We start from the raw sequence: 26,551 nt of genomic DNA, 5'->3' as shown, positions 1-26,551 counted from the left end.
GCCAGGCCGCCAAAGAGAGAGCTATTTAAGGACTTTCCGCAAGAACTCCCGGGTACGGGGATCCTTGGGATCGACCAATATCTGATCCGGCGGGCCCTGCTCGACGATCCGCCCTCCTTCCATGAAGATCACCCGATCGGCAACATCACGAGCAAATTCAATCTCATGAGTCACCACCACCATGGTCTGGTGCTGGCGGGCCAACTCTTTCATCAGTCCCAAAACCTCGTCGACCCACTCGGGATCGAGGGCCGAGGTGGGCTCGTCAAACAGGATCACCTTGGAGTGGGCCGCCATGGCGCGGCCAATGCCGACCCGCTGCTGCTGGCCGCCCGAGAGAGACGCCGGATAGGCATCCTGCTTGTCGGCAAGACCAATATCCTTGAGGATGCCGAGCGCTGTGGCGCGGGCCTCCGCTTTTGGCTGCTTCCAGACGGTGATCAGCCCTTCGGCGATGTTGTCGAGCGCCGTCTTGTTGGCAAACAGGGCGTAGTTCTGGAACACGAAGGAGGCTCGTTTACGCAGCTCGATCGCCTGCTGTTCGCTGGCCTTGGCCAGATTCAGCTCGAGATCGTCGATGGCAAGGGTGCCCGCATCCGGGGTCTCCAGCAGGTTCAGGCAGCGCAACAGGGTCGACTTGCCGGTGCCGGAGGGGCCGATGATGACGACAATTTCCCCCTTTTTGACCTCCAGATCGATGCCGTTGAGCACCTGATTGCCGTGATATGCCTTGGAGAGGCCGGTTAGCTTGATCATGAACGCCCTCCTTTAATAGGCACGGTTGAGACGGACTTCCAGCAGATGCTGCAAGCGGGTAAAGAAGATCACCACCACCCAGTAGATCAGCGCCACCGCCATAAAGCTCTCGAAGAACTTGAAGGAAGAGGAGGCTTCCATCTGCGCTTTGCCCATGATCTCGGCCACTCCCAGGGTGAAGGCCAGTGAGGTGCTTTTGATCATGTCGATGAAGTAGTTCATCAGCGACGGGGTGGCGATGCGGGCCGCCTGCGGCAGGATGATCCGCTGCATCGCCTGATAACGGCTCATGCCGATACTGAGCGCCGCTTCCATCTGGCTTTTGTGAATGCCGAGGATGGCTGCGCGGATCGACTCGGCCATGTAGGCGGCGAAGTGCAGGGTCAGACCGACGATGGCGGCGGTAAAGGCATCCATCCCCACGAAGATCGGGAACAGTTGCGGCAGTCCGTAGTAGAGCAGGAACAGCTGAACGAGTAGCGGTGTACCCCGAAAGAACGAGATATAGAGCATCGCCAGCCAGTGAATCGCAGGGACGCGAAACACCCGTACTATCGCCAGGGCCAGCGAGAGTACGAGTGCTAGCACGAATCCCCACAGGGCCATCTCCATCGTGGTGCCCAGGTATTTGAGCAGGATGGGAAACAGCCCCAGCGTGTATTCGAGGTCAAATTCCATCATTTATTTGTCGGTGATGTCGGAAGCGAACCATTTCTCGGAGATCTGACGCAGGGAGCCATCCTTGCGCATGGCGGTCAGAGCCTCGTCGACCTTCTTCAGCAGCGCCTGTTTCTCCGGGGTCTTCAGGAAGGGCAGGGCGTTCTCGATAGTCTCGAACGGTGCGCCAGCCTGTTGCAGCGGCAGCTTGGACTCTTTGATCAGCTGGGCGGTGGAGACGCGGTCCATCACGAAGGCATCGATGCGACCCAGGGCGACATCCTGCTCGAAGGCGGAGTCATAGGTGCGGATGTCGATCTTCTTGTTCGGGTCGTTCTTGCGCAGCAGCTCTTCGAAGTTGGAACCCAGGTTCACGGCCACCTTCTTGCCTTCCAGATCCTTGATGCCGTGGATGGTGCTGTTGCCCTTGCGTACCACAATCTGGGCGCCGTCATAGACGTAAGGCTGGGAGAAGTCGTACTTCGCCTTGCGCTCGTCGGTGATGGTGATCTGGTTGGAGATGGTGTCGATGCGGCCGGTTTCCAGCATGCCGAACAGGCCGGAGAAGCTGGCGGTCACGAATTCGACCTTGTAGCCGGTGCGCTCGCCGATCTGGTTCCACATATCCACTTCAAAGCCTTGCAGCTTGTCCTGCTTGACGAAGGTGAACGGGAAATATTTGCCAGACATGCCGACCTTGATGGTCTCCTGGGCGATGGCCTGACCGGACAGGGTGGCGAGCAGGATGGCTGCGCCGGAAATCAGTTTGATGGATGTTTTCATGGTGTTTCTCTCTCTCAATGTCTTGTATTTGTAGTTGTAATAACTGGTTTGGCCCTGATGTTATTGGAATAAAATTTAAAAAATAAATGACATTTGGTTATATGAAATAACAGGAGAGAAGCACGGGATCGACCAATCCGGACGGTGGATCAAGCTGTGGGTAACTTTGGGGATGAAATCCGATCCAAAGGCGCTGGATCCTTGAAAGTCAAGGATCTTATTTGCTGGATCCACCGGGCGATGGCTGGAGATCCGGCGGCTAAAAACGTAGAATAGCCGGTCTTTAGTTAATCAATCGACAGGAGTTTAGAGTGACTGCTTCGCTATGGCAGCAGTGCCTTAACCGGCTGCAAGATGAGTTGCCCTCGGCAGAATTCAGCATGTGGATCCGGCCGCTTCAAGCGGAGTTGAGTGACAATACTCTGACCCTGTATGCACCGAATCGCTTTGTTCTGGACTGGGTACGAGACAAGTATCTCATCCGGGTTAACGGCATCATCAACGAACTCTGCGGGGTCGACGGCCCCGCCCTGCGTTTTGATATAGGTAATCGTCCCCATCCTGTTGCTGTCGCCAGAGCGCCGGTACAGGGTGCCGCGCCTGTGAATAACTTGCAGAAGAGCTGGGAAAGCAAGGCTGAAGCCAAGCCCGAGCCGAACCACAAGAGCAACACCAACGTGAACTATACCTTCGAGAATTTCGTCGAGGGTAAGTCCAACCAGTTGGCGCGTGCGGCTGCCCGTCAGGTAGCGGACAATCCGGGTGGTGCTTACAACCCGCTGTTCCTCTATGGCGGCACCGGCCTGGGTAAAACCCACCTGCTGCACGCCGTTGGCAATGCCATCAAGGAGAGTAAAAAAGATGCCAAAGTCATCTATATGCACTCCGAGCGGTTTGTTCAGGACATGGTGAAAGCGCTGCAAAACAACGCTATTGAAGAGTTCAAGCGTTACTACCGTAGCGTCGATGCCCTGCTCATCGATGACATCCAGTTTTTCGCCAACAAGGAGCGCTCCCAGGAGGAGTTCTTCCATACCTTCAATGCCTTGCTGGAAGGTAACCAGCAGATCATCCTGACCTCGGATCGCTATCCGAAGGAGATCAACGGTGTCGAGGATCGCCTCAAGTCCCGCTTCGGCTGGGGCCTGACCGTGGCGATCGAACCGCCGGAGCTGGAGACCCGCGTCGCGATCCTGATGCGCAAGGCAGACGAGAACCAGATCCATCTGCCGGACGAAGTGGCCTTCTTCATCGCCAAACGTCTGCGATCCAACGTCCGTGAACTGGAAGGCGCCCTCAACCGGGTGATAGCCAACGCCAACTTTACCGGCCGTGCCATCAACATCGATTTCGTGCGCGAAGCGCTGCGCGACCTGTTGGCACTGCAGGAGAAGCTGGTCACCATCGACAATATCCAGAAGACGGTGGCGGAGTACTACAAGATCAAGCTGGCGGATCTGCTCTCCAAGCGTCGTTCCCGCTCTGTTGCCCGTCCGCGCCAACTGGCGATGGCACTGGCCAAGGAGCTGACCAACCACAGTTTGCCGGAGATAGGTGATGCCTTTGGTGGCCGTGACCACACTACCGTTCTTCATGCCTGCCGCAAGATCGAGCAGCTGAAGGAGGAGAGTCACGACATCAAGGAGGACTATTCCAACCTGATCCGTACCCTTTCTTCCTGATAACGGAATCGAGTGGACAGATGCAGCGCGAATATTCCAACCTGATCCGAATCTTTTCCTCCTAATCACAACGGAGAGCACAGATGCAGCTCGAAATTAGCCGTGAGGCCCTGTTACGTCCTCTGCAACTGGTGTCCGGCGCCCTCGGCGGCCGACCGACCCTGCCGATACTCGGCAACGTGCTGCTTGATGTCAGCAACGGTCTGCTGTCACTGACCGGTACCGATCTCGAAGTAGAGATGATCGGTCAGGTCTATCTGAACGGGGCCAGCGAAGATGGCCGCACCACAGTACCGGCGCGCAAGCTGCTGGATATCTGCCGTGGTCTGCCGGAAGGCGCCGAGATCCGTCTCAATACCGAAGGCGAGCGCCTGATCATCCGGTCCGGTCGTTCCCGCTTCAACCTCTCGACCCTGCCGGCGACCGAGTATCCGAACATCGAGGATTGGGAATCCGTGCTCGAGTTCGATATCAGCCAGCTGGAGCTGAAGAAGCTGATCGATGCGACCCAGTTCTCCATGGCCAGCCAGGATGTGCGTTACTACCTGAATGGCATGCTGTTCGAGAGCGAAGGTCACGGTCTGCGCACCGTAGCGACCGACGGTCACCGTCTGGCCACCTGCCGCCGCGAGGTAGTAGGGGAATCGCTGCCCGATCATCAGGTTATCCTGCCGCGCAAAGGGGTACTGGAGCTGGTGCGTCTGCTGGAGGCGGAAGACAAGCCGGTACGTCTGCAGATCGGTCGCAGCAACCTGCGCGCTGCGCTGGACGGCTTCATCTTCACCTCCAAGCTGGTGGATGGCCGCTTCCCGGACTGGCGCCGCGTCATTCCGCGCAACAGCGACAAGGCCCTGATCGCCGGCCGTGAGGATCTGCGTCAGGCGTTTGCCCGCGCCGCCATCCTCTCCAACGAGAAATTCCGTGGGGTGCGTCTCAATCTGCAGGAAAACCTGCTGCGCATCACCGCGAACAACCCGGAACAGGAAGAAGCCGAAGAGCTGCTTGACGTACAATATGCCGCTGGCGAGATGGAGATCGGCTTTAACGTCTCTTATGTGCTCGACGTGCTGAATACGTTAAAATGTGACCAAATTCGGATTAGCCTGAGCGATTCCATCAGCAGTGCCATTATTGAGGATTTTGAACATCAGGATGCTCAGTACGTGGTGATGCCGATGCGGATCTAGTCGTGTCCCTGGTCAAACTCCAGCTCAGCGACTTTCGCAATATCCAGCAAGCCAGTCTCAAGCTGTCGCCCGGCCTCAACATTCTGGTCGGGTGCAATGGCAGCGGCAAGACCAGTGTGCTGGAAGCCATTCACTACCTTGGTCTGGGGCGCTCCTTTCGCACTCATTTGACCGGGCGGGTCATCCGCCAGGGGGAGAGGGCCTTTACCCTGTTTGCCCAGTGCGAGCTGGAGGGGCGTCAGGTACCGATCGGTCTTGCCAAAGACAAGAGTGGCGAGACCCAGCTCAAGATTGCCGGGGCACAGGCCCAGCGGCTTGCCGATTTGGCGGAGCTGTTGCCGGTGCAGTTGATCCATCCCGATGGTTTCAACTTGCTGACGGGCGGGCCTCAGGCTCGCCGCGCCTGGCTCGATTGGGGTGTCTTCCATCAGGAGCCGACCTTCTTTGCCCTGTGGGGACGAGTGCGGCGGCTGCTGAAACAGCGCAATGCGCTGTTGCGCCAGAGCACCCAATACCGCCAGCTGGCGTTCTGGGATCAGGAGTTGGTGCGGCTGGGTGGTGAGCTGGCCGAGTTTCGCGCCAGTTATTGTCAGGCCATTACGCCCCTGATCAAGGAGATGACGGCGGATTTTCTGCCGGAATTCGATATCAGTCTCGGCTTTTACCGGGGCTGGGAGAAAGATACTCCCCTCGGCGATCTGCTGGAGGCGGGGTTTGAGCGGGATCGGGCGCTGGGCTATACCGGTGTCGGTCCACAGAAAGCCGATGTGCGTCTCAAGGCGAACGGGGTGCCCGCTCAGGATATTTTGTCCCGGGGTCAGCTGAAGTTGCTGGTCTGCGCCATGCGACTGGCCCAAGGGCTCTATTTGAATCAACATAGCAGCCGTGGCTGTATTTTTTTAATTGACGATTTTGCCTCTGAACTGGATGTCGACAAGCGCCGCTTGCTGGCCGCAAGGCTGAAGCAGTGTGCGTCCCAGGTGTTTATCACCGCCATCGACACCGGTCAGCTCGCAGACATGATGGATGCGAATGACTGCAAGTTGTTCCACGTGGAACAGGGTAAAATCTCCGAAACGTTAGAGAAGGCAGAGAGTAAGCTATGAGTGAAAATACTTACGACTCCTCGAATATCAAGGTGCTGAAGGGCCTGGATGCGGTCCGCAAGCGCCCGGGGATGTATATCGGCGATACGGATGATGGCTCGGGTCTGCACCACATGGTGTTCGAGGTCGTCGATAACTCCATTGACGAGGCGCTCGCTGGCTACTGCTCCGATATTCAGGTCAAGATCCATTCCGATGGCTCCGTCTCCGTGCGCGATAACGGCCGTGGTATTCCGGTCGATATTCACCCGGAAGAGGGCCGATCCGCTGCCGAAGTCATCATGACCGTGCTGCACGCTGGCGGTAAGTTCGATGACAACTCCTACAAGGTTTCCGGTGGTCTGCACGGCGTCGGCGTCTCCGTTGTTAACGCGCTCTCTGACAAGCTGCTGCTGACCATTCGTCGTAACGGCCACGTCTACGAACAGACCTATCATCTGGGTGAGCCGCAAGCGCCGCTCAAGCAGATTGGCGACAGCACCGGCACCGGTACTGAAGTTCGCTTCTGGCCGAGCCCGACCATCTTCAGCGACACCCTGTTCCACTACGAGATCCTGGCCAAGCGCCTGCGCGAGCTCTCCTTCCTCAACTCCGGTGTTTCCATCCGTCTGATGGATGAGCGTGACGGCCGTGAGGCGCACTTCTGTTACGAAGGCGGCATCAAAGCGTTCGTTGAGTACCTGAACCAGAACAAGACCCCGATCCACCCGAAGGTGTTCCATTTCACCACCGAGCAGGATGGTATCGGCGTTGAAGTGGCGATGCAGTGGAACGACGCCTATCAGGAAGGGGTCTACTGCTTCACCAACAACATCCCGCAGCGGGATGGTGGTACTCACCTTGTTGGCTTCCGTACCGCACTGACCCGTACTCTGAACTCCTATATGGACAAAGAGGACTACAGCAAGAAGGCCAAGTCTGCCGCCAGTGGCGACGACGTGCGTGAAGGTCTGATTGCCGTTATCTCCGTCAAGGTGCCGGATCCCAAGTTCTCCTCCCAGACCAAGGACAAGCTGGTCTCTTCCGAAGTGAAGACCGCCGTTGAACAGGCGATGGGTGAGAAGCTGGCTGACTTCCTGCTGGAAAACCCGGGCGATGCCAAGATCGTGGTCAACAAGATCATCGATGCGGCCCGTGCCCGTGAAGCGGCCCGCAAGGCTCGCGAACTGACCCGCCGCAAAGGCGCGCTGGATATCGCCGGTCTGCCCGGCAAGCTGGCTGACTGTCAGGAAAAAGACCCGGCTCTCTCCGAACTCTACATAGTGGAAGGGGACTCTGCTGGCGGTTCCGCCAAGCAGGGTCGCAACCGGAAGAACCAGGCCATCCTGCCGCTCAAGGGCAAGATCCTGAACGTAGAGAAGGCCCGTTTCGACAAGATGATCTCCTCGCAAGAGGTGGGCACCCTGATCACCGCACTGGGCTGCGGTATCGGTCGCGACGAGTACAATCCGGACAAGCTGCGTTATCACAACATCATCATCATGACCGATGCGGACGTCGATGGTGCGCACATCCGAACTCTGCTGTTGACCTTCTTCTATCGTCAGATGCCGGAAATTATCGAACGTGGCTACGTCTACATCGCCCAGCCGCCGCTCTACAAAGTGAAGAAGGGCAAGCAGGAGCAGTATCTGAAAGACGAAGACGCGCTGCTGCAGTACCAGACCGCCATGGCGCTGGACGGTGCCACCCTGCACGTCAACGAGTCTGCCCCGGCCATCGGTGGCGAGGCACTGGAGCGTCTGGTCAACCAGCACCGCTCGGTGACTCACCTGATCACCCGCATGTCTCGTCGTGCGCCGGAAGCCGTGCTGACCCAACTGATCTATCAGCCGGAGTTGAATGAAGCGCTGCTGAACAGCGAGAGCGATCTGCTGGCCTGGTGTCAGGGTATGGAAGCCGTGCTCAACGAGAGCAACCACGGTATCCAGTACCAGATCCAGGTTCGTCGTGACGAAGAGCGCAGCCTGTACGTGCCGCACGCCGTGGTACGTCAGCACGGTGTCGATCGCGAATATCCGCTCAGCTACGACTTCCTGCAATCCTCCGAGTACCGTCAGCTGGTCTCGCTGGGCAAGGAGATCGCCAACCTGATCGAGGAAGGCGGTTACATCAAGCGTGGCGAGAAGGTCAAGCCGGTCTCCAGCTTCGTCGAAGCGGTCGAGTGGCTGATGGGCGAAGGCAAGCGCGGCATCTACATCCAGCGCTATAAAGGGCTGGGCGAGATGAACCCGGACCAGCTGTGGGAAACCACCATGGATCCGGAAGCCCGCCGCATGCTGCGCGTCACCATCGACGATGCCGTCGGTGCCGACCAGCTCTTCTCCACCCTGATGGGTGATGCCGTTGAGCCCCGTCGTGACTTTATCGAGACCAACGCTCTGCGCGTAGCCAACCTCGACGTCTAATCGACGCTGTCAGCCCGATATAAAAAAGCCGCTCCCTGTGAGCGGCTTTTTGTTTTTGGGCGGAAGGAGTTGCACGTTCCACGTGGAACATTGAACCCGATTAACCAAGCTCAGGTGCCGGGCAGTAGAGGCGCAGACGATGGCCATCCGGATCGAGGGCCATGCTGGTGTAGCCAAACTCCATCTTGGTCGGCGCCTGGATCAGGGGGAGCCCGCGCGCCAGCCATTCGGCAGACAGGCGAACGACGGCATCATCATCGGGGAGGGCGAAGGCCAGCTCCATCGCTCCGGCCGTTTGGGTCACGGCAGGTTCAACTGTGGCGCTGGACCAGAGTGCCAGTCTGGCGCCCGATTCGAACACGAACATGGCAAAGGTAGGTGACTCCTCCACCGGCTGGCGACCGAACAGTTCGCGGTAGAAGAGCGCGCTGCGGGTCGGGTTGGCAACGTAGAGGATGGTGAATTGGGGGACTAACATGGTGATGCTCCTTGCTGATGAGATGGCGCATTGGCGCCGACCCTGTCAGCATGGCGCTACCTGCTGTCAGTTTCTGTCAGCAATGAATTTCGGCTGCGGGATCTGCTGGGTGGCGCGCCACTCTTTCAGCAGGCTCTCCCGGCTTTTGGGGTAGCGGCTCTCTTCCTGCTGCATTCGGGTGATGCGATCGACTCGAAAGTGGCGAAAGCCCTTACGCAGTTCGCACCAGGCTACCAGTACCCGCACCTGTTCGAAGTAGCCGAGGGCAAAGGGCCAGACGGTACGCTCAGAGGCCTTATCTTTGAGGTCACGATAACTCAGGGTCACCTTGCGTTGCTGGCGGATGGCGCAGCGCAGCGGGGCTTCATCGGTGAGGCGGTCGCTGCGGGAGGTGCCGATCAGCAGGGCATTGCTCTGGAGCTGCTGGCGATAGTCGGCTGGCAGTACGGCTTCTATCTTGGCCAGCGCACTGCTGGCCTATGCTCTCAAGGCTCCGTCACCGTGGGCGACGACCCAACGTGACCCCAGCACTAGCGCATCCAGCTCCTCTTCACTGAACATCAATGGCGGCAGCATGAAGCCGGGACGCAGCACATAGCCGATCCCCGGTTCACCCTCGATATGGGCACCTTGCGCCTGCAGGGTGGCGATATCCCGATAGAGGGTGCGCAGGCTGATGCCAAGCTGGTTGGCCAGCTCCGCGCCAGTTATGGCGTAACGGTGGCCGCGCAGCAGCTGGAGCAGGGCCAGCAGGCGTTCGGAACGGGACATGGGATGACTCCTCGGGATTTCTGGTTAGCCTGCCATAGCGGAGTGAGCGGGTATAGAGGATGTCATCAGACATTATTTCCGCGAAAAGATCGTCGCCACTCGCTGGGGGAGATGGCAAAGCGGCCGCGGAAGTGGTTGCGCAAAGAGGTGGCACTCTTGAAGCCAACCAGCTCGGCAATGCGATCGATTGAATGACCGCTTACCTCCAGCAGCTCCTGACTGCGCCTGAGCCGCTCCGCCAGCAGCCATTCACCCACCGAGAGGCCGGTAGCCTGATGAAAACGGCGGGTAAAGGTGCGGCGGCTCATCAGGGTGTGGGCCGCCAGAGAATCCAGGGTGTGGGGTTCGGCCAGATGGGCACGCAGGTGATCGAGCAACTGGTTCATCCTGACATCGCGGGTGGAGGCGGGCACCGGCTGTTCGATAAACTGGGCTTGGCCCCCTTCCCGGTGAGGCGGGATCACCAGCCGCCGCGCCACCTTGTTGGCGATGGCCGAGCCGTGGTACTGGCGTACCAGATAGAGGCAGCAATCCAGCCCGGCGGCAGTGCCTGCCGAGGTGACCAGCCCCTCGTCATCCACATAGAGAGCATTGGTATCGAGTTGCACGCAGGGAAAGCGGCGGCAGAAATCTTGTTCGTACTCCCAGTGGGTCGACGCTTTGCGACCATTGAGCAGCCCGGCGTAGGCGAGCACATAGGTGCCGAGGCAGAGTCCGACCAGTCGGGCACCTCTGGCTCTGGCGGCGATAAGGGCATCGAGCAGCGCTGCGGGTGGTCGGGCTGCCGGGTCGTACCAGAAGGGGATGACGATGATCTCCGCCTCGGCCAGCACCTCCAGCCCATAGGGAGCCTGAATGGTGAAGCCATGCGCCGAGTGTGCGTGGTGGTTGCCATCGCCGCAGCAGATCTTGAGCTCGAACAGCGGCTGGCCCGGCAGGATGTCGCCGAAGATGAGGCAGGGGACGGCGAAGTGAAAAGGACTGAAGTGATCGAAGGTCACCACGGCAACGATCGGGGTGGGCATTATGTTGGCTCCTCTCTGCGCGCAGACACTCATCATAAACGTCAGGCTGTGAAAGCCGAAGGGCCATGTCTGGCATGGGCCCTCCTGCGGGTCACAGCGATATCTCCTCGCCATCTTGCGGCACCCGTACCCGATCCATCATGCCCCGTTCCGCCAGATAGTCGCGCAGTTCCTGGCGCGACAGCACTGCGTGGTTAACCGCCTCCATATGGCTGGCGATCAGCGTGGCCTGCGGTGCGGCCTGATAAACGGCGGCGACATCCTCCTTGCCCATGATGATGGAACCGAGCCCGGGCACCTGTGCATCGCCACAGTTGAGGATGATGACCTCGGGCTGATGCTGTTGCAGGGCTTGCTCGACCCGGGGATGCCAGATGGTATCACCGGCCAGATAGAGGCACTGCTCATCGGGGTGGGAGAAGACCACGCCGCACACTTCTCCCATGCGCTCGCCCAGTACCGCCATCAACTGGTCGCTGCCGTGCTGACCACCGGTCTGCTGCAGGCGAATGCCGGCAAACTCGGGCTGGTCGCTCAGCAGGCGCACATCCTCAAAGCCACTGGCACGAATGGCATCGGCATCTTTCTGATGTTGTACCAAGAGCGGCAGATGCTTGGGGATCAGGGCTCTGGCGGCGTCATCCCAGTGGTCGGGATGGTTGTGGGTGATGATAACGGCATCCACATCGACCAGCTCATCGATCGGTAGCGGCAGCTCGACCAGCGGATTGCGCAGCTGGCTGTTGGCGGTGCCCTCAAAGCCGGGGAAGACCCCTTTGGCCGAGAGCATGGGGTCGATCAGAAAGCGGGTGCCGCCATAGTCGAGCAGCAAGGTAGCGTTGCGAACCTGGGTAATCTTCATGGGATGGCTCCATGTTGGCTGGTGGATATGCAACCAATTATGGGAGACGGAGCGAGTTGCCATCAGTGGCCCACGGGTCGATTATCATCACTATCGGGCCAACAGGTTGATGTTCTACAGGTCGGCGCGGCCATTTAAAAAATTTGAAAAAATCCCCTTGAAAGGAAAAAGTGAGCCCCTATATAGGTAACAAGGCCGGAACGCTCGACAGAGGTTTCGACCAGGCGCCCGTCCATAAGGAGGGCAAAAAATCCGTTATCGCTCACAAGAGGGTAATACTATGCGTTCTATCGACTTTTCTCCGCTCTATCGTTCTGCCATCGGTTTCGATCGTCTGGCCAATCTCATCGAATCTGCGGCCAGCAATGGCAATGCCGGTTATCCCCCCTACAACATCGAGCAGTTGGGTGACAACGACTACCGCATCAGCATGGCGGTGGCGGGCTTTACCCAGGAAGAGCTGGAGCTGAGCTTCCAGGAAAATCTGCTGACGGTGAAGGGCAACAAGCAGGCCGACACCGGGCGCAACTATCTCTATCAGGGAATTGCCGAACGTGGTTTCGAGCGCCGCTTCCAGCTGGCCGACTATGTGCGGGTGAAAGGGGCCGACCTGAAAAACGGCTTGCTGCACATCGAGCTGGTACGTGAAGTGCCTGAGGCGATGAAGCCGCGCAAGATCGAGATCAACGGCTGATAGCCTGAATTCACTGAAATTTTAAAATTTCCCGGGTGCCGATGACGGGCCTGTGGAGAGTTGAACCTGTTGCTTATTAGAAGGATAGGATTATGCGTAACCTCGATTTTTCTCATCTCTATTCCAACGCCATCGGCTTCGAGCGGATGGCCCGTGAGCTGGAAGGTCTGTTTGAGCAGAAGACCGCCGCTTACCCCCCGTACAACATTGAGAAGCGCGATCAGGATGGCTATCGCATCACGGTCGCCGTGGCTGGCTTCGAGCGCGAAGAGCTGGAGCTGGAGACCGAAAACGGCACCCTCAAGGTGAAGGGGCGCAAAGGGGCTGCGGCCGGTGAGCGTCAGTTCCTCCATCAGGGGATTGCCGAGCGTGACTTCGAGCTCGCCTTCAAGCTGAGCCAGCACGTGGAAGTGCAGGGCGCCAAGCTGGAGCATGGTCTGCTGACCATCGATCTGGCACGCGAACTGCCGGAGGCGCTCAAGCCCCGCGCCATCCCGATCGGCAAACCCGAGCAGCTGGCGCTGCCCGGCTAAGTAAACCGGATCGCGACAGACAACAAAGGCCTGCATCTGCAGGCCTTTCTGTTTTTGGCTGGCCGGACTGACTTAGCCGGCGTAGAGGGCGTTTATTTCATCGGCCAGAATGGCGATGCCGCGGCGAACCAGCTCCTCGCTTTGGGAGTAGTTGAGGCGGATGCACTCCTGGCTGTGGCGCCACTCGGGGTCATCAATGCCGGGGAAGAAGTAGTGCCCCGGCACGATCAGCAGGTTCTTCGCCTTCAATCGCTCGTACAGCTCCTGACAGTGGATCGGTAAACCCTCGAACCAGAGCCAGAGGAAGAGGGCGCCTTCCGGCTTGTGGATGTGGAAGCGCGGGTCGGGGATCGCTTCGCGCAGCAGCTGCACCGCCAGCTCCGCCTTCTGCTGATAGAAGGGCTTCACCACCTGTTCGCTGAGGGCGATGATCTCGCCGCTCTCGATCATCGGGATGGTGATGGCGGGTCCCAGACTGCCCGGCGCCAGATTGATGATGCCGCTCAGGTTGGTGATGGCCTGGATGATCTTCTCGCCGGCGATGACGATGCCGCAGCGGGTGCCCGGCAAGCCCAGCTTGGAGAGGCTCATGCAGAGGATGGTGTTGGTGTTCCAGAATGGCTTGGCTTCGCTGAAGATGATGCCCGGGAAGGGGACGCCGTAGGCGTTGTCGATCAGCAGCGGGATCCCCTTGTCGCGGGCGATCTGATCGAGGTGTTCGATCTCTTCGTCGGTCAGTACATTGCCGGTGGGGTTGGTGGGGCGAGAGACGCAGATCACCCCGATATCGTCACCCACCTGCAGGCTCTCGAAATCCACGTGGTACTTGAACTGGCCATCGGGCAGCTTCTCGATGGTGGGCTTGTAAGCCACGAAGTAGTCGTCGGCCAGCGCCGAGTCGGCATAGCCGATGTATTCGGGGGCGAGCGGGAACAGCACCTTCTTCTTGCTGCCATCGGCAAATTCACCGGCCAGCAGGTTGAACAGGTAGAAGAAGGCATTCTGGCTGCCGTTGGTCAGGGCGATATTGCGGGCCGAGATATCCCAGCCCAGCTCCTTGCTGAGCAGGGCTGCCAGCGCCCTGGTGAACCTGTCTTTGCCTTGCGGGCCATCGTAGTTGGCCATCGCTTTGACCAGCTCGCCGTTGTCGAGCAGGGTTTTGGCCTCGGCCTGAAAGCGCTCCAGCATGGCGGGGATCGGGGCCGGATTGCCGCCACCCAGCATGATGGCGTCCGGATTGGTCAGCCCCTGATTGAGGTCATCCATGAGTTGGGTAATGCCGGCGTGGCGAGTGAACTTCTCGCCGAACAAGGAAAATTCCATTCAGTGACAGATCCAGATTTGAGTTACGGGGATGTAGCACCATAGCTCAGTTTAAAAGCGGGTGTCGATCAAAATGATGGGACGTTCCACGTGGAACATGGTGCAAAAATCAAGCGTGGTTAAAATCACCAACTGTTGGTTTAAAAATGACTGGGCGGGATGCATTTTGCGACTCAATTTGGTATCGCAAGATAGTTAATTTAAACAAAATCATCATGTTATGAATTGTATGAGGATTGGCACAACTATTGGAATAGCTATCTGGTCATCTCAACCATACCGGAGAAAACCAGATGAAAAGCCTGATCGCTACCCTGATTGTGAGTGCCCTGAGCCTGAACGTGATGGCCAACGAAAACCCGCGGCCTGAGCTGGAGAGTGCCCAGCTGGAGCTGGATGTGCAGAGCGAGTTGCAACAGGCATCCCATGCCGTGGTGCAGGATGCGCTGCACAACCTCAAACCGCTGGCGCTGGATACCCTGGTGGTGGAGGCGAGCCAGGCTGTGGCGACTCACCCCGAGAGCTGAGGTAGCGCAGGGGGGTCTGTCCCGTATGTTGTTTGAAGAAGCTGATAAAGGCGCTGTCGCTGGAGAACTCCAGCGCAGCGGCAATCCGGCTGATGGACTCGCTTTCTGCCAGCAGCTCCATGGCACGCAACAGCCGCCACTGCTGACGCCACGCCTGATAGCTCATGCCGGTCTCTCGCATAAAGATGCGGCCAATGGTCTTGTCACTGGCACCCACCCGTTCGGCCAGCCGGTTGAGCCGATCGGGCAGGGCATTCCCCCGTTTCAACTGCTGTAGCCAGTCGCCCAGTCTGGGATCCGTCGGCAGCGGCAACTGCCACGACTCCCGTGGCGCCTGCCCCAACTCCTCCATAAACAGTGCCACCGTCCGTTGCTGCTGCTCTTGCGGTTTGTCCCACGGCCAGAGCGCCATCCGCTCGATCAGTTCGTGCAGCAGCGGATTGACCGCCAGCACCTCCACCGTGCCGGGCAACTCGGGATACGGCTGGAAGTAGAGTGAGCGGTAGGCCACCACACCACGCATCAGTACCCGGTGGGTAGTGCCCGCTGGCAGCCAGGCTGCGCGGGTGGGCGGCAGCAGGCAGACCCGACCTTCCAGCTCCATGGTCATGCAGCCGGATTGGGCGAACAGCAGCTGATGGCGTTGATGTTGATGCAGGCCCGAGTCGTGCCAGCCGAGCGCGGAGGCGATGCCGATCACGCTGCCGGTCAGCTGGTCGGGGTCAAAAGGGTGATCGGGAAGAATAAAGGCCATATGTCCGATTTTTGATGTTTATAGTCTTGCTTATTGTAATCAGACAAACGGCATCTCTCTAGAATGACGACCTCTTGTGAAGGAGGTTTGTCATGAACAACAAGTTGCCACCGTTCTGGCTGGTGGTGGGATTGATGATGTTTCCCCAGATTGTGGAGACCATCTACAGCCCGGTCCTGACCCACATCGCTACCCAGTTTCAGGTGAGCGAGGGGCAGGCATCCCAGACCCTGTCGGTCTATTTTCTGGCGTTTGCGGTGGGCGTGGTCTGCTGGGGACGGCTCTGCGATCTGATCGGGCGCCGTCCCGCCATGCTGGCGGGTCTGCTCACCTATGGCGTCGGCACCTTGCTGGCGCTGCTGGCCAACCAGTTTGAAACCCTGCTGCTGGGCCGGGTTATCTCGGCTTTTGGCGCCGCGGTGGGATCTGTGGTGACCCAGACCATGCTGCGCGATAGCTATCAGGGCAACGATCTGGCGCGGGTCTTCTCGGTGATGGGCATTGCGCTCTCACTCAGTCCGGTGCTGGGGCTGCTCAGTGGCGGGCAGCTGGCGAGCTGGTTCGGCTATCTCGGGGTGTTCAGCGGCCTGCTGGTACTGGCGGTAGGTTTGCTGCTGGTGACCTGCTGGCAGTTACCGGAAACCCGTCCGGCCACCAGCCAGCAAGTCGCACTCTGGCCGTTGGCGTGCCGGATGATAAAAGATGGCGGGCTCTGGCGCAGCGCCATGTTGGTCGCCCTGTTCAACACCATGCTGTTTGGTTACTACTGTCTGGCGCCGTTTCTGTTTGCCGGATTGGAATTGAGCACCGGCGAATTTGGTTACTCGGGGATCTTGCTGGCACTGGCGACCCTGCTTGGCAGCCTGCTCAACAAGCATCTGCTGGGGAAGGGGTGGCTGCCGTCATCTCTGATCAGACTGGCTTGCGTTTTGGCACTGGTCGCCGGGCTGCTGGTCTGGACGACTCTGGCCAGCCTCTGGTTCCTGCTACCCATGATGGGAATCGTGGTGGCCTATGGGGTGGCGATCCCCAATGTGCTTAGTCAGGCGCTGTTGGCCTATCGCGAGGTTGCAGGCAGTGCTGGCGCCCTGTTCGGGCTTGGCTACTACCTGCTGCTCAGTCTGGGATTGGCGGTGGCGGCCGGATTGCAGGATCTTGGCCTGTTGCTCAGTGGCTGCGGCCTGCTGGTGCTGCTTTGCTGCTGGCGTCGTTCCACGTGAAACGTCAGTTGCCGATAAAGCGGTAGCCGATACCTGATTCGGTCTCGATAAGCGTCGGTTGCTGGGGGTTATCCCCCAGCTTCTTGCGCAGGCTGGCGATGACGATGCGCAGGTAGTGGGTGTCCTCCTTGTGGCTCGGTCCCCAGATGTCGTTGAGCAGCTGGGTCTGCATCACCAGCTTGCCGGGGTGGCACACCAGCGCTTGCAGAAGGGCGAACTCCTTGCGGGAGAGGGGGATTTCTTCTTCCTTCATGGTCACCTTGTGGCTGCTTATATCGAGCGTCAGGCCACACTGGGGGAAGTGGCGCCGCTCGCCACTGCTGACGCCAGCCCGCTGGCGCAAGAGCACGCGAATGCGGGCCATCATCTCGCCGATGCCAAACGGCTTGCTCATGTAGTCGTTGGCACCGGCATCCAGCAAGCGCACCTTCTCCTGCTCCGAATCACGGGCCGACAGCACCAGCACCGGGTTGGGGTGGTGTTCGCGAATGGCCTGCAATACCTGAATACCATCGCCATCCGGCAGACCGAGATCGAGGATCACCAGATCGGGGTTGAGGTGGCGATACTGCTCCAGCCCCTCGGTGACGCTGACCGCTTCGCTCACCTGATGCCCCTCGGCAATCAGGCTGATCCGCAGAAAGCGGCGGATCGCCGCTTCATCATCTATGACCAGAATGTGCGCCATCAAACCTCCGGTGAATTGAGCGCGAGCGGCAGGGAGATACGCATGCAGGTGCCGTTGCCATTGGGGCCGGAGAAGGCCCAAATCTTGCCGCCGTGGGCCTCTATCATAGCGCGGGAAATGGCGAGGCCAAGCCCGGTGCCACGGCTGCCGCAATCGCCCACTGGCTGGGTGTAGAAGAGGTTGAAGATCTTCTCCCGATCCGACTCGGCGATACCGACCCCGATATCGATGATATCGATGATGAGGTCGGGCTCGGCCACCATCACCTTGAACTCGATGGGGGTGCCAGCCGGCGAGTAGCGGGAGGCGTTGTCGAGGATGTTGACCAGCACCTGCTCGATCAGGGCGCCATGCACATAGAGCTGGGGCACATGTTGATCGATATGTACCAGCAGCTTGTGCTGGCGCCAGGAGGAGTCGAGCCGCTTGCGGGCGCTCTCCACCAGATCGGTCAGGTCGACCCAGTCCCGCTTCAACTGGAAGTCGGGGGAGCCGATACGGGTCATATCCAGCAGGTTTTGCACATAGCTGTGCAGGCGGCGCGCCTCGTCCTGTACCGAGTGGAGCAGTTCGTTGCGATCATCCGGCGGGATCCGGTCACCATATTCCAGCAGGGTGCTGCCGGCACCCATGATGGTGGCCAGCGGCGTCTTCAAGTCGTGGGAGACCGAGGAGAGCAGGGCGGCCCGCATCCGGTCTGTTTCCGCCTGCAGCTGGCTGTCAGCCAGCCGCTCGTTGAGGTCGATCCGCGCCAGCGCGGCGCGAATGTCGGTGAGCAGCGCCTGCAGCTGATGTTCGGCAGAGGAGGAGAGCGGATTGGCCAGCGTTATGCCAATCACCAGATCATCGCTGAGGTGGTGATACTGGGCCTCGGCGGCATTGAGGGTGGCGGTGTGGGCACCGGCGCTCTGCTTCTGGGCCAGACACCAGTCGATGGCCGCCTTGTCGGTCTGGCCGGGTCTGTGCTTCTCGTTGCCGAGGCGGTCGTGAAAATCCTTGTCGATCACTACGGTCGGCTGGCCAAGCGCCAGCGAGATCGCTTGTGCCCCTTGTCTGAGCACCTCCTCCGGGCTGTTGGCGGTCGCCAGCCCTTGGCTGAGGGAGAGCAGGGCATTGCCCAGCTGCTGGGTCTCGCGCAGGCCGATCAGCTGTTGGCGCTGGCGGGAGGCGAGGCGCCCTGCCGTCATGCCGACGATCAGCAGCACGAACAGGGTGAGCAGGTCGCTGTGGTTGGCGACGCTCAGGGAGAAGTAGGGGGCGGTGAAGAGCAGATTGTGGGCGATAAAGCCCAGCACTGCTGCCAGCGTGGCGGGCACCAGACTGGTGGTAAGAGCAGTCGCCAGCACCCCCAGAACGAAGATGAGCGGCAACGCTGCGGGGGGCAGCCAGTAGGATAGCCCCCATGCAATGGCCGAGGTGATTCCCATGATGGCCACCGCCAGCAGGCTGTGGTGAATATCCTTCGGCGTCGGGGAGCGCATCCCCACTCTGTGTTTCTGCTTTTCGGTATCGACCAGGGTGATCTCCAGCCCCTGCGCCTGCTTGAGCAGGTGCTGCACCAGCGAGCGACGCCACGGCGCCTTGTGGGGTTTGCCAAGCAGCAGCTGAGAGACCTGCTGCTGCTCTGCAGTCTCCAGCAGGGTATTGGCGACCGCCGGACTGGAGAGGGTCAGCACCTTGGCTCCCAGCTGGGAGGCGAGCGCCAGCGCCTGCTCCACGTCGGCCGAGCTGCGGCCATTGCTGTCCACGTGAACCACCAGCCAAGGCAGCTGGCGACGCTGGGCAAAGCGGTGGCCATAGCGCACCAGCGCAGCCCCGTGCTGGTTGCCGAGGCAGACCATCAGCTTGCCCCGCAGCGGCAATGTGGTCTTGCCCGCCGCCTGCCATTGCAGTTGCAGATCGCCCTCCACATGGCTGGCTGCGGTCTGCATCGCCAGCTCCCGCAATGCAGTGAGGTTGTTGAGGGAGAAGAAGGATTGCAGGGCGGCCTTGGCCTGATGAGGTACATAAACCTTCCCCTCGCGCAGGCGGCCGAGCAGCTCCTTGGGGGGGAGGTCGATAAGAATAATGCTGTCTGCATCGAGCAGAACCTGATCGGGCAGGGTCTCTTTGACCCTGACCCCGGTGAGCTGCCACACCAGATCGTTGAGGCTCTCCAGATGCTGGACGTTGAGGGTGCTGTAGACGTCGATACCGGCGTTGAGCAGCTCCTCCACATCCTGCCAGCGCTTCTCGTGGCGGCTGCCGGGGGCGTTGCTGTGGGCCAGTTCGTCCACCACGGCGATGGCTGGCTTGCGCGCCAGCAGGCCGTCGAGGTCCATCTCCTCCAGCCGCTGCTGGCGGTGCATGTGGATCTTGCGCGGCATGATGGCGAGCTTGTCGAGCAGAGCCAGCGTCTCCTGCCTGCCGTGGGTCTCCACCACGCCGATCAGGATGTCTACCCCCTCTTTGGCCTGCTCCCGCACCGCCTGCAGCATGGCGTAGGTCTTGCCCACGCCGGGAGCGGCGCCGAGAAACACCTTCAGCTTGCCCTTGTGCTCCTGTTCCAGACTCGCCAGCAGGGCGTCGGCCCTTACCTCATCACGCATCCCCATGCTCCTGCATCAGACTCGTCAGCAGGGCATCAGCGCTTGCTACATCAGCCATTGTTATCCCTATCGAGCCAACTGCCCGTTTCGAAAATCGAGGTCATCACCAAACCGGAATGGGCGCCATCAGGCGCCCTTTTTATGATCCAGTTGCAGATTCAGCTGGAGAATGTTGACCACCTGCGGGCCAAGGATACCAGCTTGTGTGGCCGACTTGACCTGCTCCGTCAGTTGGGCGGGATCCAGTCCACGTTCTTTGGCGACGCGGTCGACCTGAGCCAGCACCGCATCCAGCGGCAGGTGGGGATCGAGGCCGGAGGCGGAGCGGGTCAGCATGGCGGGGGAGCTGGTTCCCGGCTGTGCCTTGGCTGCCTGTTCGGCAAACTCTGCCCGAAACGGTGAGCTCATCCCCAGATTGCTGGCGCTGCCGCCAATGGTGTTGAAATCGCTGGCGGAGGGACGGGGATGGAAATAGTCAGCCCGCTCGAATTTCTGCCCCAGCAGGGCGCTACCGATCAGTTGCTGCTTGCTGTCGGTGAGCTGGCTGCCGTTGGCCTGCCAGGGGAACAGCAGCTGTGCCAGTCCGGTGACCGCCAGCGGGTAGGCGACCCCCAGCAGCAGGGTGAGGGTCAACAGGGTTCTGATTGCTATCATGATTCGCTTGCTCCAAAAAGATGGCTGGGGATGCGGGTCTGCCCCGCATCCCGGTTATGTCGTTACACCAGACCCAGGCCGGTAATGACCAGATCGATCAGCTTGATGCCGATAAAAGGCACCAGCAGGCCACCGACACCGTAGATCAGCAGGTTGCGGCGCAGCAGGCTGGCGGCCGAGCCTTTCAGGTCGACACCACGCAGTGCCAGCGGCACCAGCGCCACAATGATCAGGGCGTTGAAGATGATGGCCGACAGGATGGCGCTCTGCGGGCTGCCCAGCTGCATCAGGTTCAACGCCCCCAGTTGCGGGTAGGCGGCGATGAACAGGGCTGGCAGGATGGCGAAGTACTTGGCCACGTCGTTGGCGATGGAGAAGGTGGTCAGGGCGCCACGGGTCACCAGCAGCTGTTTGCCGACCAGCACCACGTCCAGCAGCTTGGTGGGGTTGGAGTCGAGATCCACCAGATTGCCCGCCTCCTTGGCTGCCTGGGTACCCTCGTTCATGGCCAGACCCACATCAGCCTGTGCCAGTGCCGGTGCATCGTTGGCACCGTCGCCGCACATGGCAACCAGACGACCATCGGCCTGCTCCTGCCGGATATAGGCGAGCTTCTTCTCCGGCGTCGCTTCGGCGATGAAGTCATCCACCCCGGCTTCGGCGGCGATGGCGGCGGCGGTTTTCGGGTTGTCACCGGTGATCATCACGGTGCGGATCCCCATATGGCGCAGGATCTGGAAGCGAGCCTTGATACCGGGCTTGATGATGTCCTTGAGGTAGACCACCCCCAGCAGTTTCTCCTGAGTGCATACCAGCAGCGGGGTGCCACCCTGACGGGCGATGCTGTCGACTGACTTGATCACCAGCTCAGGCACCGCCTTGCGGTCGAGGCTGAGGTAGTTCAACACGGCATCCACCGCACCCTTGCGATATTGATGACCGTTGCGATCCAGTCCGCTCAGCCGGGTCTCGGCGCTGAAGGGGATCACCTTGTCGCTCTCCAGCTGGATCGGCTTGGCCATGCTCTTGCTGGCCAGAGTCAGGATGGATTTGCCCTCCGGGGTATTGTCACCCAGCGAGGCCAGCATGGCGGCTTGTGCCAGCAGGGCGGGGTCGACGCCCGGTGCCGGGATCAGTTCGTCAGCCATCCGGTTGCCGAAGGTGATGGTGCCTGTCTTGTCCAGCAGCAGGGTGCGCACGTCACCAGCCGCTTCCACGGCACGGCCAGACTTGGCGATGACGTTCAGCTTCACCAGTCGATCCATACCGGCAATGCCGATGGCGGAGAGCAGGCCACCGATGGTGGTCGGGATCAGGGTGATGAAGAGGGCGATCAGGTAGAGACGCGGGACCTGGGTGCCGTTGTAGTCGAGGAACCAGGGCAGGGTGGCGACCACCAGCAGGAAGATCAGGGTCAGACCCACCAGCAGGGCGTCGAGCGCCATCTCGTTGGGGGTCTTCTGGCGCTTGGCCCCTTCCACCAGTGCGATCATCCGATCCAGCGTACTTTCGCCCGGATTGTTGCTGACGCGCACCCAGATCTCGTCGGAGACCACGGTTGTGTTGCCGGTCACGCCGCTGTGATCGGTACCCGACTCGCGGATGACGGGGGCTGATTCGCCGGTGATGGCCGCCTCGTTGACCGAGGCGATGCCAGCGACAACTTCGCCGTCGGCCGGGATCATCTCGCCGCTGCGTACCAGCACCAGATCCCCCTTCATCAGGCTGGTGGCGGGCACCCACTCGCCCTGACCATCTTTGGCATTGATCACCCGACGGGCCTTGAGCTGGCTCATGCCCGCTTTCAGGCTATCGGCACGGGCCTTGCCGCGTCCCTCGGCCAGAGTTTCTGCGAAGTTGGCAAACCAGAGGGTCAGCCAGAGCCAGGCGGTCAACTGCCAGGCCAGCGAGGGAGCAACCCCCGAGAAGGGCTGCCCCAACAGCGATTCCACGGTGGCCATCACGGCAGCCAGCCAGAGGGTGAACAGGATGGGGCTGCCAAACAGCGCCTTGGGATTGAAGCGATAGAGGGCCTCAACCATTGCCTGGATGATCTGTGATTTCTGTTTTTTGCCCTTCACCAACATGGTGTCGGTGCTCATTGCAGTGGACTTGCTCATTGGAAAGCTCCCAGCATCAGATAGTTGGCCATTGGCATCCGGATGGTGATCGACAGGGTCAGGTTCATCAGAGTGCTCCTCCGATCAGGCTCAGATGTTCGGCCACCGGGCCCAGTGCCAGCACCGGCAGGAAGGAGAGACCACCTATCAGCAGGACGGTGATGATCAGCAGGGTAACGAACAGCGGGCCGCTGATGGGGAAGTCCCCTTCGCTCGTCTCCTGACGGGGCGCGCGGGCCAGCTGACCGGCTATGGCCAGTACCGGAATGATGTAGCCGAAGCGACCGAGCAGCATGGCCAGACCGATGGCGATGCACTGCCAGTTGTCACCGGCGGCAAAACCGGCGAAGGCGGAGCCGTTGTTGCCGGCAGCTGAGGCGTAGGCATAGATGAGGCGTGACAGACCGTGCGGGCCATCATGGCCGATGATGGTGCTGGCATCTGGCATCAACAGGGTGACACCACCGATCACCAAAACCCCCACCGGCATCACCAGCATGCTGGCGACCACCCACTTCATCTCGGTGATGCCGAGCCGTTTGCCCAGATAGGTCGGGGTGCGTCCCACCATCAGGCCGCACAGGAATACGGTCAGCAGCACGAACAGCATCATGCCGTAGATACCGGAGCCGACCCCGCCGAAGATGACCTCACCCAGCAGCATGTTGATCATGCCCACCATGCCGCCGAGCGGAGTAAAGCTGTCGTGCATGGCGTTGACGGCACCGTTGGAGGCGGCAGTGGTCGCCACTTCCCAGATGCTGGAGAGCACAGGGCCGAAGCGGCTCTCCTTGCCTTCCCAGTTGCCAGTCATGTTGCTGGCGTCAGTGGTGAGTTGGGCGAGGGCGGGATCTGGTTTCAGCTCCTGGGAGAGGGAGACGAAGAGCCCCAGCACCAGCATGAGGGTCATGGCACCGAGAATGGCGCGGCTGTGGGCCATGTCCTTCACATAGCGGCCCAGAGTAAAGACCATGGCGGCAGCGATGGTGAGCAGGGCGACCATCTCCAGCCAGTTGGAGAGGGCTGTCGGGTTCTCGAACGGATGTGCCGAGTTGATGCCGAAGAAGCCACCGCCGTTGGAGCCCAGCTGCTTGATGGCGATCTGCGAGGCCGCCGGGCCGAGGGGCAGCAGCTGCTCCTGACCTTCCACACCGTGGAACGGCAGATAGGCTGACAGGCTTTGCGGCACCCCTTGCCATACCAGCACCAGCGCCATGATCAGCGCGATGGGCAGCAGCACATAGAGGCAGAAACGCACCAGATCCTGCCAGAAGTTGCCAAGGTTGATGGTCTGCTGGCGGGCGATGCCACGGAACAGGGCAATGGCGACAGCGGCGCCCGTCCCTGCGGAGACGAAGTTCTGGGTGGTCAGGCCCACCATCTGGCTGAAGTAGGAGAGGCTGGCCTCACCGGAATAGGCTTGCCAGTTGGTGTTGGTCATAAAGCTGACCGCGGTGTTGAAGGCCAGTTGCCAGCTCAGACCCGGCAGTTGTTGCGGGTTGAGGGGCAGCAACCCCTGCGCCATCAGGATCAGGAACAGCAGACCGAAACCGGCGCCGTTGAAGGCCAGCAGGCTGAGGGCGTAGGACTTCCAGTCCTGCTCCCGCCCATCGGTGCCACAGCAAGCCAGCGTGGCGCGCTCGACCGGCGCCAGCCAGTGGATTTTGCCTTCAAATACCCGGTAGATGTAGTTGCCCAGCAGCGGTGCTGGTAGCAGAACCAGCAGCACGAAGGCCACCGGATAGATTATTTCTTGCCACATGTTCTAGTTCCTCACTCGTGGTCACGGTGCGTCAGGGCACGCATTGGATTGCTCACGAGGCTCGGCAGTTTGCTGGCCACCGGGTAGATAAATTCTTGCTGCATATAGGTAGTCCCTCACTCGTGAGTGCGCGTGAGTGCGCGCATCAGATAGGCCATCAAGGCGAGGACCAGCAGCAGATATAGCCAATTCATATCGACTCCATTGAGATAATTAGCTGCGAGAGCCGATGTAAGACCATATCGACTCTGTTGGTGTCATTGACGCTGAAAAGGGTATGTAAAAGAGGCGTAAAGGCGCCATAAAGCGCCATGTGGCAGGCGTAAAATCGGCGTAAAGAACGACGGATCTGCGAGAGAAATAGCGAGGAGGGCTCAAAAAACCCGGCCTGAGCCGGGTTTGGATGAAGGGATTACATGGCTGTAGAAGCCGGCTGCTCGTGACAGGCCAACTTCATCAGCCCTTAGCGCATAGTGACGAACTCTTCCGCGCTGGTGGGGTGAGGCGTGGGAACGCAGTTGTTGAAGTTGGCCTGATAATGACAGGCCAACTTCAAACGTACCTATCGCATTGTCACGAACTCTTCTGCACTGGTCGGATGGATAGCCACGCAGTTGTCGAAATCAGCCTTGGTGGCCCCCATCTTCATGGCGACGCCGAAGCCTTGCAGGATCTCGTCCATCGCAAAGCCGATACCGTGCAAACCGACCACCTTCTCTTCCGGGCCGACACAGACCAGCTTCATCCGGGTGGGCTGGCGATGCTGGGTCAGTGCCGAGTACATGGCGGTGAACTGGCTGCGGTAGACCTTCACCTGGTCCTCGCCGTATTCGGCGATGGCTTCAGGTTCGGTCATGCCTATGGTGCCGATGGGCGGGTGGCTGAACACCACGGTCGGCACCAGATCGTAGTTGAGGTGCTCGTTCGGCTTGTTGTTGAACAGCCGCTCGGAGAGACGACGGCCCGCAGCGACGGCCACCGGGGTGAGCTGGATGCGACCGGTGTTGTCACCGACAGCATAGACGTTGGCGACGGAGGTGTTCTGGAACTTGTCGGTCGGGATAAAGCCCTTCTCGTCCAGCGTGATGCCTGCGGCAGTCAGATTGAGGTTGTTGGTAGCCGGTACCCGGCCGATGGCCCAGATCAGGCAGTCGACGGTGAGGTGGCGACCATCTTCCAGTTGCAGGGTCAGGCTGTTGTCAGCGTTCTTGAGCACGGCTTTGGGAATGGCGTGGGTGTGCAGCTTGGGCCCTTCCTGCGCCATGATTTCGACCAATGTCTCGTGGATCATGGGGTCGAAGTTGCGCAGCGGCGCGTGCTTGCGCACCACCAGATGGGTCTCTGAGCCGAGCGCCTGCATCACCCCTGCGATCTCGACCGCGATATAGCCAGCACCCACCACGGCAACCCGCTTGGGTTGGCTTTGCAGGTCAAAGAAACCGTCGGAGTCGATACCCAGCTCGGCACCCGGGATCGCCGGAATTTCCGGGCGGCCACCGGTGGCGATCAGGATGTGATCGGCCGTGTAGTGCTCGCCATTGACCTCGATGGTGTTGCTGCTGACGAAGCGGGCGAAGCCCTTGATGACGGTGATCTGGTTCTTGCCCAGCACGTTCTGATAGGACTGGTGAATGCGGCCGATGTAGGCCTGGCGGGACTCGACCAGCTTGGCCCAGTTGAAATGGTTGAGGGTGGTGTCAAAGCCGTAGTCGGCGCCATATTTCAGGGCATCGGCGATCTGGCCGGCATACCACATGGCCTTCTTCGGTACGCAGCCTACGTTGACGCAGGTTCCACCCAACTCTTTGGCTTCAATCAGGGCAACTTTCTTACCGTACATGGCAGCCCGGTTGGCAGACGCAATACCGCCGCTGCCGCCGCCGATGGCGATATAGTCAAAATGCTGTGCCATTGCGAGGTTCTCCGCTCATTAAGAATGCAATCACAGCATGATGGGGATAAAGCGGCTGGCT

At 60.1% G+C, this 26,551-nt stretch carries 22 protein-coding genes and 1 pseudogene; 8 read left to right on the top strand and 15 right to left on the bottom strand.

Going from position 1 to position 26,551, the window contains the following annotated elements; genetic code table 11:
* Positions 1–21: 21 nt before the first annotated feature.
* From G5168_RS16290 to G5168_RS16280, 3 genes are read right to left on the bottom strand one after another with little or no spacing between them, the layout of a single operon-like run.
* Positions 22–756, bottom strand: coding sequence for an amino acid ABC transporter ATP-binding protein (locus G5168_RS16290; protein ID WP_005339311.1), 735 nt, complete (start codon positions 754–756; stop codon positions 22–24).
* 12 nt (positions 757–768) lie between these two features.
* Positions 769–1,437, bottom strand: a complete 669-nt coding sequence (locus G5168_RS16285) for an amino acid ABC transporter permease (protein WP_019445518.1) — start codon at positions 1,435–1,437, stop codon at positions 769–771.
* Positions 1,438–2,196, bottom strand: coding sequence for an amino acid ABC transporter substrate-binding protein (locus G5168_RS16280; RefSeq protein WP_005339308.1), 759 nt, complete (start codon positions 2,194–2,196; stop codon positions 1,438–1,440).
* Between the two features lie 311 nt (positions 2,197–2,507).
* On the opposite strand from G5168_RS16280, the gene dnaA reads away from it, so the two are divergent.
* The 4 genes from dnaA (at position 2,508) to gyrB (ending at position 8,579) form a co-directional block, all read left to right on the top strand.
* Complete coding sequence (gene dnaA, locus G5168_RS16275) at positions 2,508–3,878, top strand: chromosomal replication initiator protein DnaA (protein ID WP_005339307.1); 1,371 nt, start codon at positions 2,508–2,510, stop codon at positions 3,876–3,878.
* 83 nt (positions 3,879–3,961) lie between these two features.
* On the top strand, positions 3,962–5,065 hold the full coding sequence (dnaN, locus tag G5168_RS16270) for a DNA polymerase III subunit beta (protein ID WP_005339306.1): 1,104 nt from the start codon (positions 3,962–3,964) through the stop codon (positions 5,063–5,065).
* Positions 5,066–5,067: 2 nt separating this feature from the next.
* Complete coding sequence (gene recF / locus G5168_RS16265) at positions 5,068–6,171, top strand: DNA replication/repair protein RecF (protein ID WP_005339305.1); 1,104 nt, start codon at positions 5,068–5,070, stop codon at positions 6,169–6,171.
* On the top strand, positions 6,168–8,579 hold the full coding sequence (gyrB, locus tag G5168_RS16260) for a DNA topoisomerase (ATP-hydrolyzing) subunit B (protein WP_158114267.1): 2,412 nt from the start codon (positions 6,168–6,170) through the stop codon (positions 8,577–8,579). The genes recF and gyrB overlap by 4 nt, the downstream gene beginning before the upstream one ends.
* Before the next feature lie 100 nt (positions 8,580–8,679).
* Here gyrB and G5168_RS16255 read toward each other — a convergent pair whose 3' ends face one another.
* The 4 genes and pseudogenes from G5168_RS16255 to G5168_RS16240 form a co-directional block, all read right to left on the bottom strand.
* Positions 8,680–9,057, bottom strand: coding sequence for a VOC family protein (locus tag G5168_RS16255; protein ID WP_227341697.1), 378 nt, complete (start codon positions 9,055–9,057; stop codon positions 8,680–8,682).
* Between the two features lie 66 nt (positions 9,058–9,123).
* Positions 9,124–9,828: pseudogene (locus G5168_RS16250) on the bottom strand (helix-turn-helix transcriptional regulator).
* 65 nt (positions 9,829–9,893) lie between these two features.
* Entirely contained in the window at positions 9,894–10,853 is a 960-nt protein-coding gene (locus tag G5168_RS16245; RefSeq protein ID WP_421252458.1) for a helix-turn-helix domain-containing protein, read from the bottom strand.
* 91 nt (positions 10,854–10,944) lie between these two features.
* Positions 10,945–11,715: an MBL fold metallo-hydrolase gene (locus G5168_RS16240; protein WP_421252457.1), complete on the bottom strand. Its 771-nt coding sequence runs from the start codon at positions 11,713–11,715 to the stop codon at positions 10,945–10,947.
* A 280-nt stretch (positions 11,716–11,995) separates the two neighbouring features.
* Here G5168_RS16240 and G5168_RS16235 point away from each other — a divergent pair, with 280 nt between their 5' ends.
* Both G5168_RS16235 and G5168_RS16230 read left to right on the top strand, forming a co-directional pair.
* Positions 11,996–12,409: an Hsp20 family protein gene (locus tag G5168_RS16235; RefSeq protein ID WP_005339298.1), complete on the top strand. Its 414-nt coding sequence runs from the start codon at positions 11,996–11,998 to the stop codon at positions 12,407–12,409.
* A gap of 92 nt (positions 12,410–12,501) precedes the next feature.
* The gene (locus tag G5168_RS16230; protein WP_071914544.1) at positions 12,502–12,942 is read left to right on the top strand and encodes an Hsp20 family protein; all 441 of its coding nucleotides are present in this window, start codon (positions 12,502–12,504) and stop codon (positions 12,940–12,942) included.
* Between the two features lie 72 nt (positions 12,943–13,014).
* Here the strand turns inward: G5168_RS16230 and G5168_RS16225 are convergent, their stop codons facing one another.
* Positions 13,015–14,265 carry a valine--pyruvate transaminase gene (locus G5168_RS16225; protein ID WP_421252456.1) on the bottom strand — a complete coding sequence of 417 codons (1,251 nt, stop codon included), beginning with the start codon at positions 14,263–14,265 and terminating at the stop codon, positions 13,015–13,017.
* 293 nt (positions 14,266–14,558) lie between these two features.
* Between G5168_RS16225 and G5168_RS16220 the strand changes: the two genes are divergently transcribed.
* The gene (locus tag G5168_RS16220) at positions 14,559–14,792 is read left to right on the top strand and encodes a hypothetical protein (protein WP_058056555.1); all 234 of its coding nucleotides are present in this window, start codon (positions 14,559–14,561) and stop codon (positions 14,790–14,792) included.
* Here the strand turns inward: G5168_RS16220 and G5168_RS16215 are convergent.
* Positions 14,722–15,546 carry an AraC family transcriptional regulator gene (locus tag G5168_RS16215; protein WP_421252455.1) on the bottom strand — a complete coding sequence of 275 codons (825 nt, stop codon included), beginning with the start codon at positions 15,544–15,546 and terminating at the stop codon, positions 14,722–14,724. The two genes, G5168_RS16220 and G5168_RS16215, sit on opposite strands and share 71 nt — an antisense overlap.
* Before the next feature lie 92 nt (positions 15,547–15,638).
* Between G5168_RS16215 and G5168_RS16210 the strand changes: the two genes are divergently transcribed.
* Complete coding sequence (locus G5168_RS16210) at positions 15,639–16,766, top strand: multidrug effflux MFS transporter (RefSeq protein ID WP_421252454.1); 1,128 nt, start codon at positions 15,639–15,641, stop codon at positions 16,764–16,766.
* Between the two features lie 4 nt (positions 16,767–16,770).
* Here the strand turns inward: G5168_RS16210 and G5168_RS16205 are convergent, their stop codons facing one another.
* The 6 genes from G5168_RS16205 to gorA form a co-directional block, all read right to left on the bottom strand.
* On the bottom strand, positions 16,771–17,454 hold the full coding sequence (locus G5168_RS16205) for a response regulator (protein ID WP_033115265.1): 684 nt from the start codon (positions 17,452–17,454) through the stop codon (positions 16,771–16,773).
* On the bottom strand, positions 17,454–20,042 hold the full coding sequence (locus G5168_RS16200) for a DUF4118 domain-containing protein (protein ID WP_421252453.1): 2,589 nt from the start codon (positions 20,040–20,042) through the stop codon (positions 17,454–17,456). The genes G5168_RS16205 and G5168_RS16200 overlap by 1 nt, the downstream gene beginning before the upstream one ends.
* A 126-nt stretch (positions 20,043–20,168) precedes the next feature.
* Entirely contained in the window at positions 20,169–20,696 is a 528-nt protein-coding gene (locus G5168_RS16195; protein ID WP_227341703.1) for a potassium-transporting ATPase subunit C, read from the bottom strand.
* A gap of 62 nt (positions 20,697–20,758) precedes the next feature.
* Positions 20,759–22,816 (bottom strand): potassium-transporting ATPase subunit KdpB, encoded by a 2,058-nt coding sequence (kdpB, locus tag G5168_RS16190; protein ID WP_421252452.1) that lies wholly within the window; start codon positions 22,814–22,816, stop codon positions 20,759–20,761.
* 67 nt (positions 22,817–22,883) lie between these two features.
* A complete protein-coding gene (gene kdpA, locus G5168_RS16185) occupies positions 22,884–24,578 on the bottom strand; it encodes a potassium-transporting ATPase subunit KdpA (RefSeq protein ID WP_323925208.1) in 1,695 nt (564 codons plus the stop codon).
* 562 nt (positions 24,579–25,140) lie between these two features.
* A complete protein-coding gene (gorA, locus tag G5168_RS16180) occupies positions 25,141–26,490 on the bottom strand; it encodes a glutathione-disulfide reductase (protein ID WP_421172831.1) in 1,350 nt (449 codons plus the stop codon).
* Between the last annotated feature and the right edge of the window lie 61 nt (positions 26,491–26,551).

This window comes from Aeromonas sp. 600724, from assembly GCF_049175135.1.
In the GTDB taxonomy this organism is placed as follows: Bacteria; Pseudomonadota; Gammaproteobacteria; order Enterobacterales; family Aeromonadaceae; genus Aeromonas; species Aeromonas veronii_A.
The sequence above is the reverse complement of the archived record's forward strand: the minus strand, read 5'-3'. Positions and strand labels throughout refer to the sequence as shown.

Excerpts from the sequence above, each read along its gene's own strand:
- G5168_RS16195 (WP_227341703.1), bottom strand. The coding sequence starts at position 20,696 with ATGATAGCAATCAGAACCCTGTTGACCCTCACCCTGCTGCTGGGGGTC.
- G5168_RS16240 (WP_421252457.1), bottom strand. The coding sequence starts at position 11,715 with ATGAAGATTACCCAGGTTCGCAACGCTACCTTGCTGCTCGACTATGGC.
- G5168_RS16200 (WP_421252453.1), bottom strand. The coding sequence starts at position 20,042 with ATGCGTGATGAGGTAAGGGCCGACGCCCTGCTGGCGAGTCTGGAACAG.
- G5168_RS16235 (WP_005339298.1), top strand. The coding sequence starts at position 11,996 with ATGCGTTCTATCGACTTTTCTCCGCTCTATCGTTCTGCCATCGGTTTC.
- G5168_RS16215 (WP_421252455.1), bottom strand. The coding sequence starts at position 15,546 with ATGGCCTTTATTCTTCCCGATCACCCTTTTGACCCCGACCAGCTGACC.
- kdpB (WP_421252452.1), bottom strand. The coding sequence starts at position 22,816 with ATGAGCAAGTCCACTGCAATGAGCACCGACACCATGTTGGTGAAGGGC.
- G5168_RS16290 (WP_005339311.1), bottom strand. The coding sequence starts at position 756 with ATGATCAAGCTAACCGGCCTCTCCAAGGCATATCACGGCAATCAGGTG.
- dnaN (WP_005339306.1), top strand. The coding sequence starts at position 3,962 with ATGCAGCTCGAAATTAGCCGTGAGGCCCTGTTACGTCCTCTGCAACTG.
- G5168_RS16285 (WP_019445518.1), bottom strand. The coding sequence starts at position 1,437 with ATGATGGAATTTGACCTCGAATACACGCTGGGGCTGTTTCCCATCCTG.
- G5168_RS16280 (WP_005339308.1), bottom strand. The coding sequence starts at position 2,196 with ATGAAAACATCCATCAAACTGATTTCCGGCGCAGCCATCCTGCTCGCC.
- G5168_RS16205 (WP_033115265.1), bottom strand. The coding sequence starts at position 17,454 with ATGGCGCACATTCTGGTCATAGATGATGAAGCGGCGATCCGCCGCTTT.
- G5168_RS16210 (WP_421252454.1), top strand. The coding sequence starts at position 15,639 with ATGAACAACAAGTTGCCACCGTTCTGGCTGGTGGTGGGATTGATGATG.
- G5168_RS16220 (WP_058056555.1), top strand. The coding sequence starts at position 14,559 with ATGAAAAGCCTGATCGCTACCCTGATTGTGAGTGCCCTGAGCCTGAAC.
- gorA (WP_421172831.1), bottom strand. The coding sequence starts at position 26,490 with ATGGCACAGCATTTTGACTATATCGCCATCGGCGGCGGCAGCGGCGGT.
- G5168_RS16225 (WP_421252456.1), bottom strand. The coding sequence starts at position 14,265 with ATGGAATTTTCCTTGTTCGGCGAGAAGTTCACTCGCCACGCCGGCATT.
- kdpA (WP_323925208.1), bottom strand. The coding sequence starts at position 24,578 with ATGTGGCAAGAAATAATCTATCCGGTGGCCTTCGTGCTGCTGGTTCTG.
- G5168_RS16245 (WP_421252458.1), bottom strand. The coding sequence starts at position 10,853 with ATGCCCACCCCGATCGTTGCCGTGGTGACCTTCGATCACTTCAGTCCT.
- G5168_RS16230 (WP_071914544.1), top strand. The coding sequence starts at position 12,502 with ATGCGTAACCTCGATTTTTCTCATCTCTATTCCAACGCCATCGGCTTC.
- G5168_RS16255 (WP_227341697.1), bottom strand. The coding sequence starts at position 9,057 with ATGTTAGTCCCCCAATTCACCATCCTCTACGTTGCCAACCCGACCCGC.
- gyrB (WP_158114267.1), top strand. The coding sequence starts at position 6,168 with ATGAGTGAAAATACTTACGACTCCTCGAATATCAAGGTGCTGAAGGGC.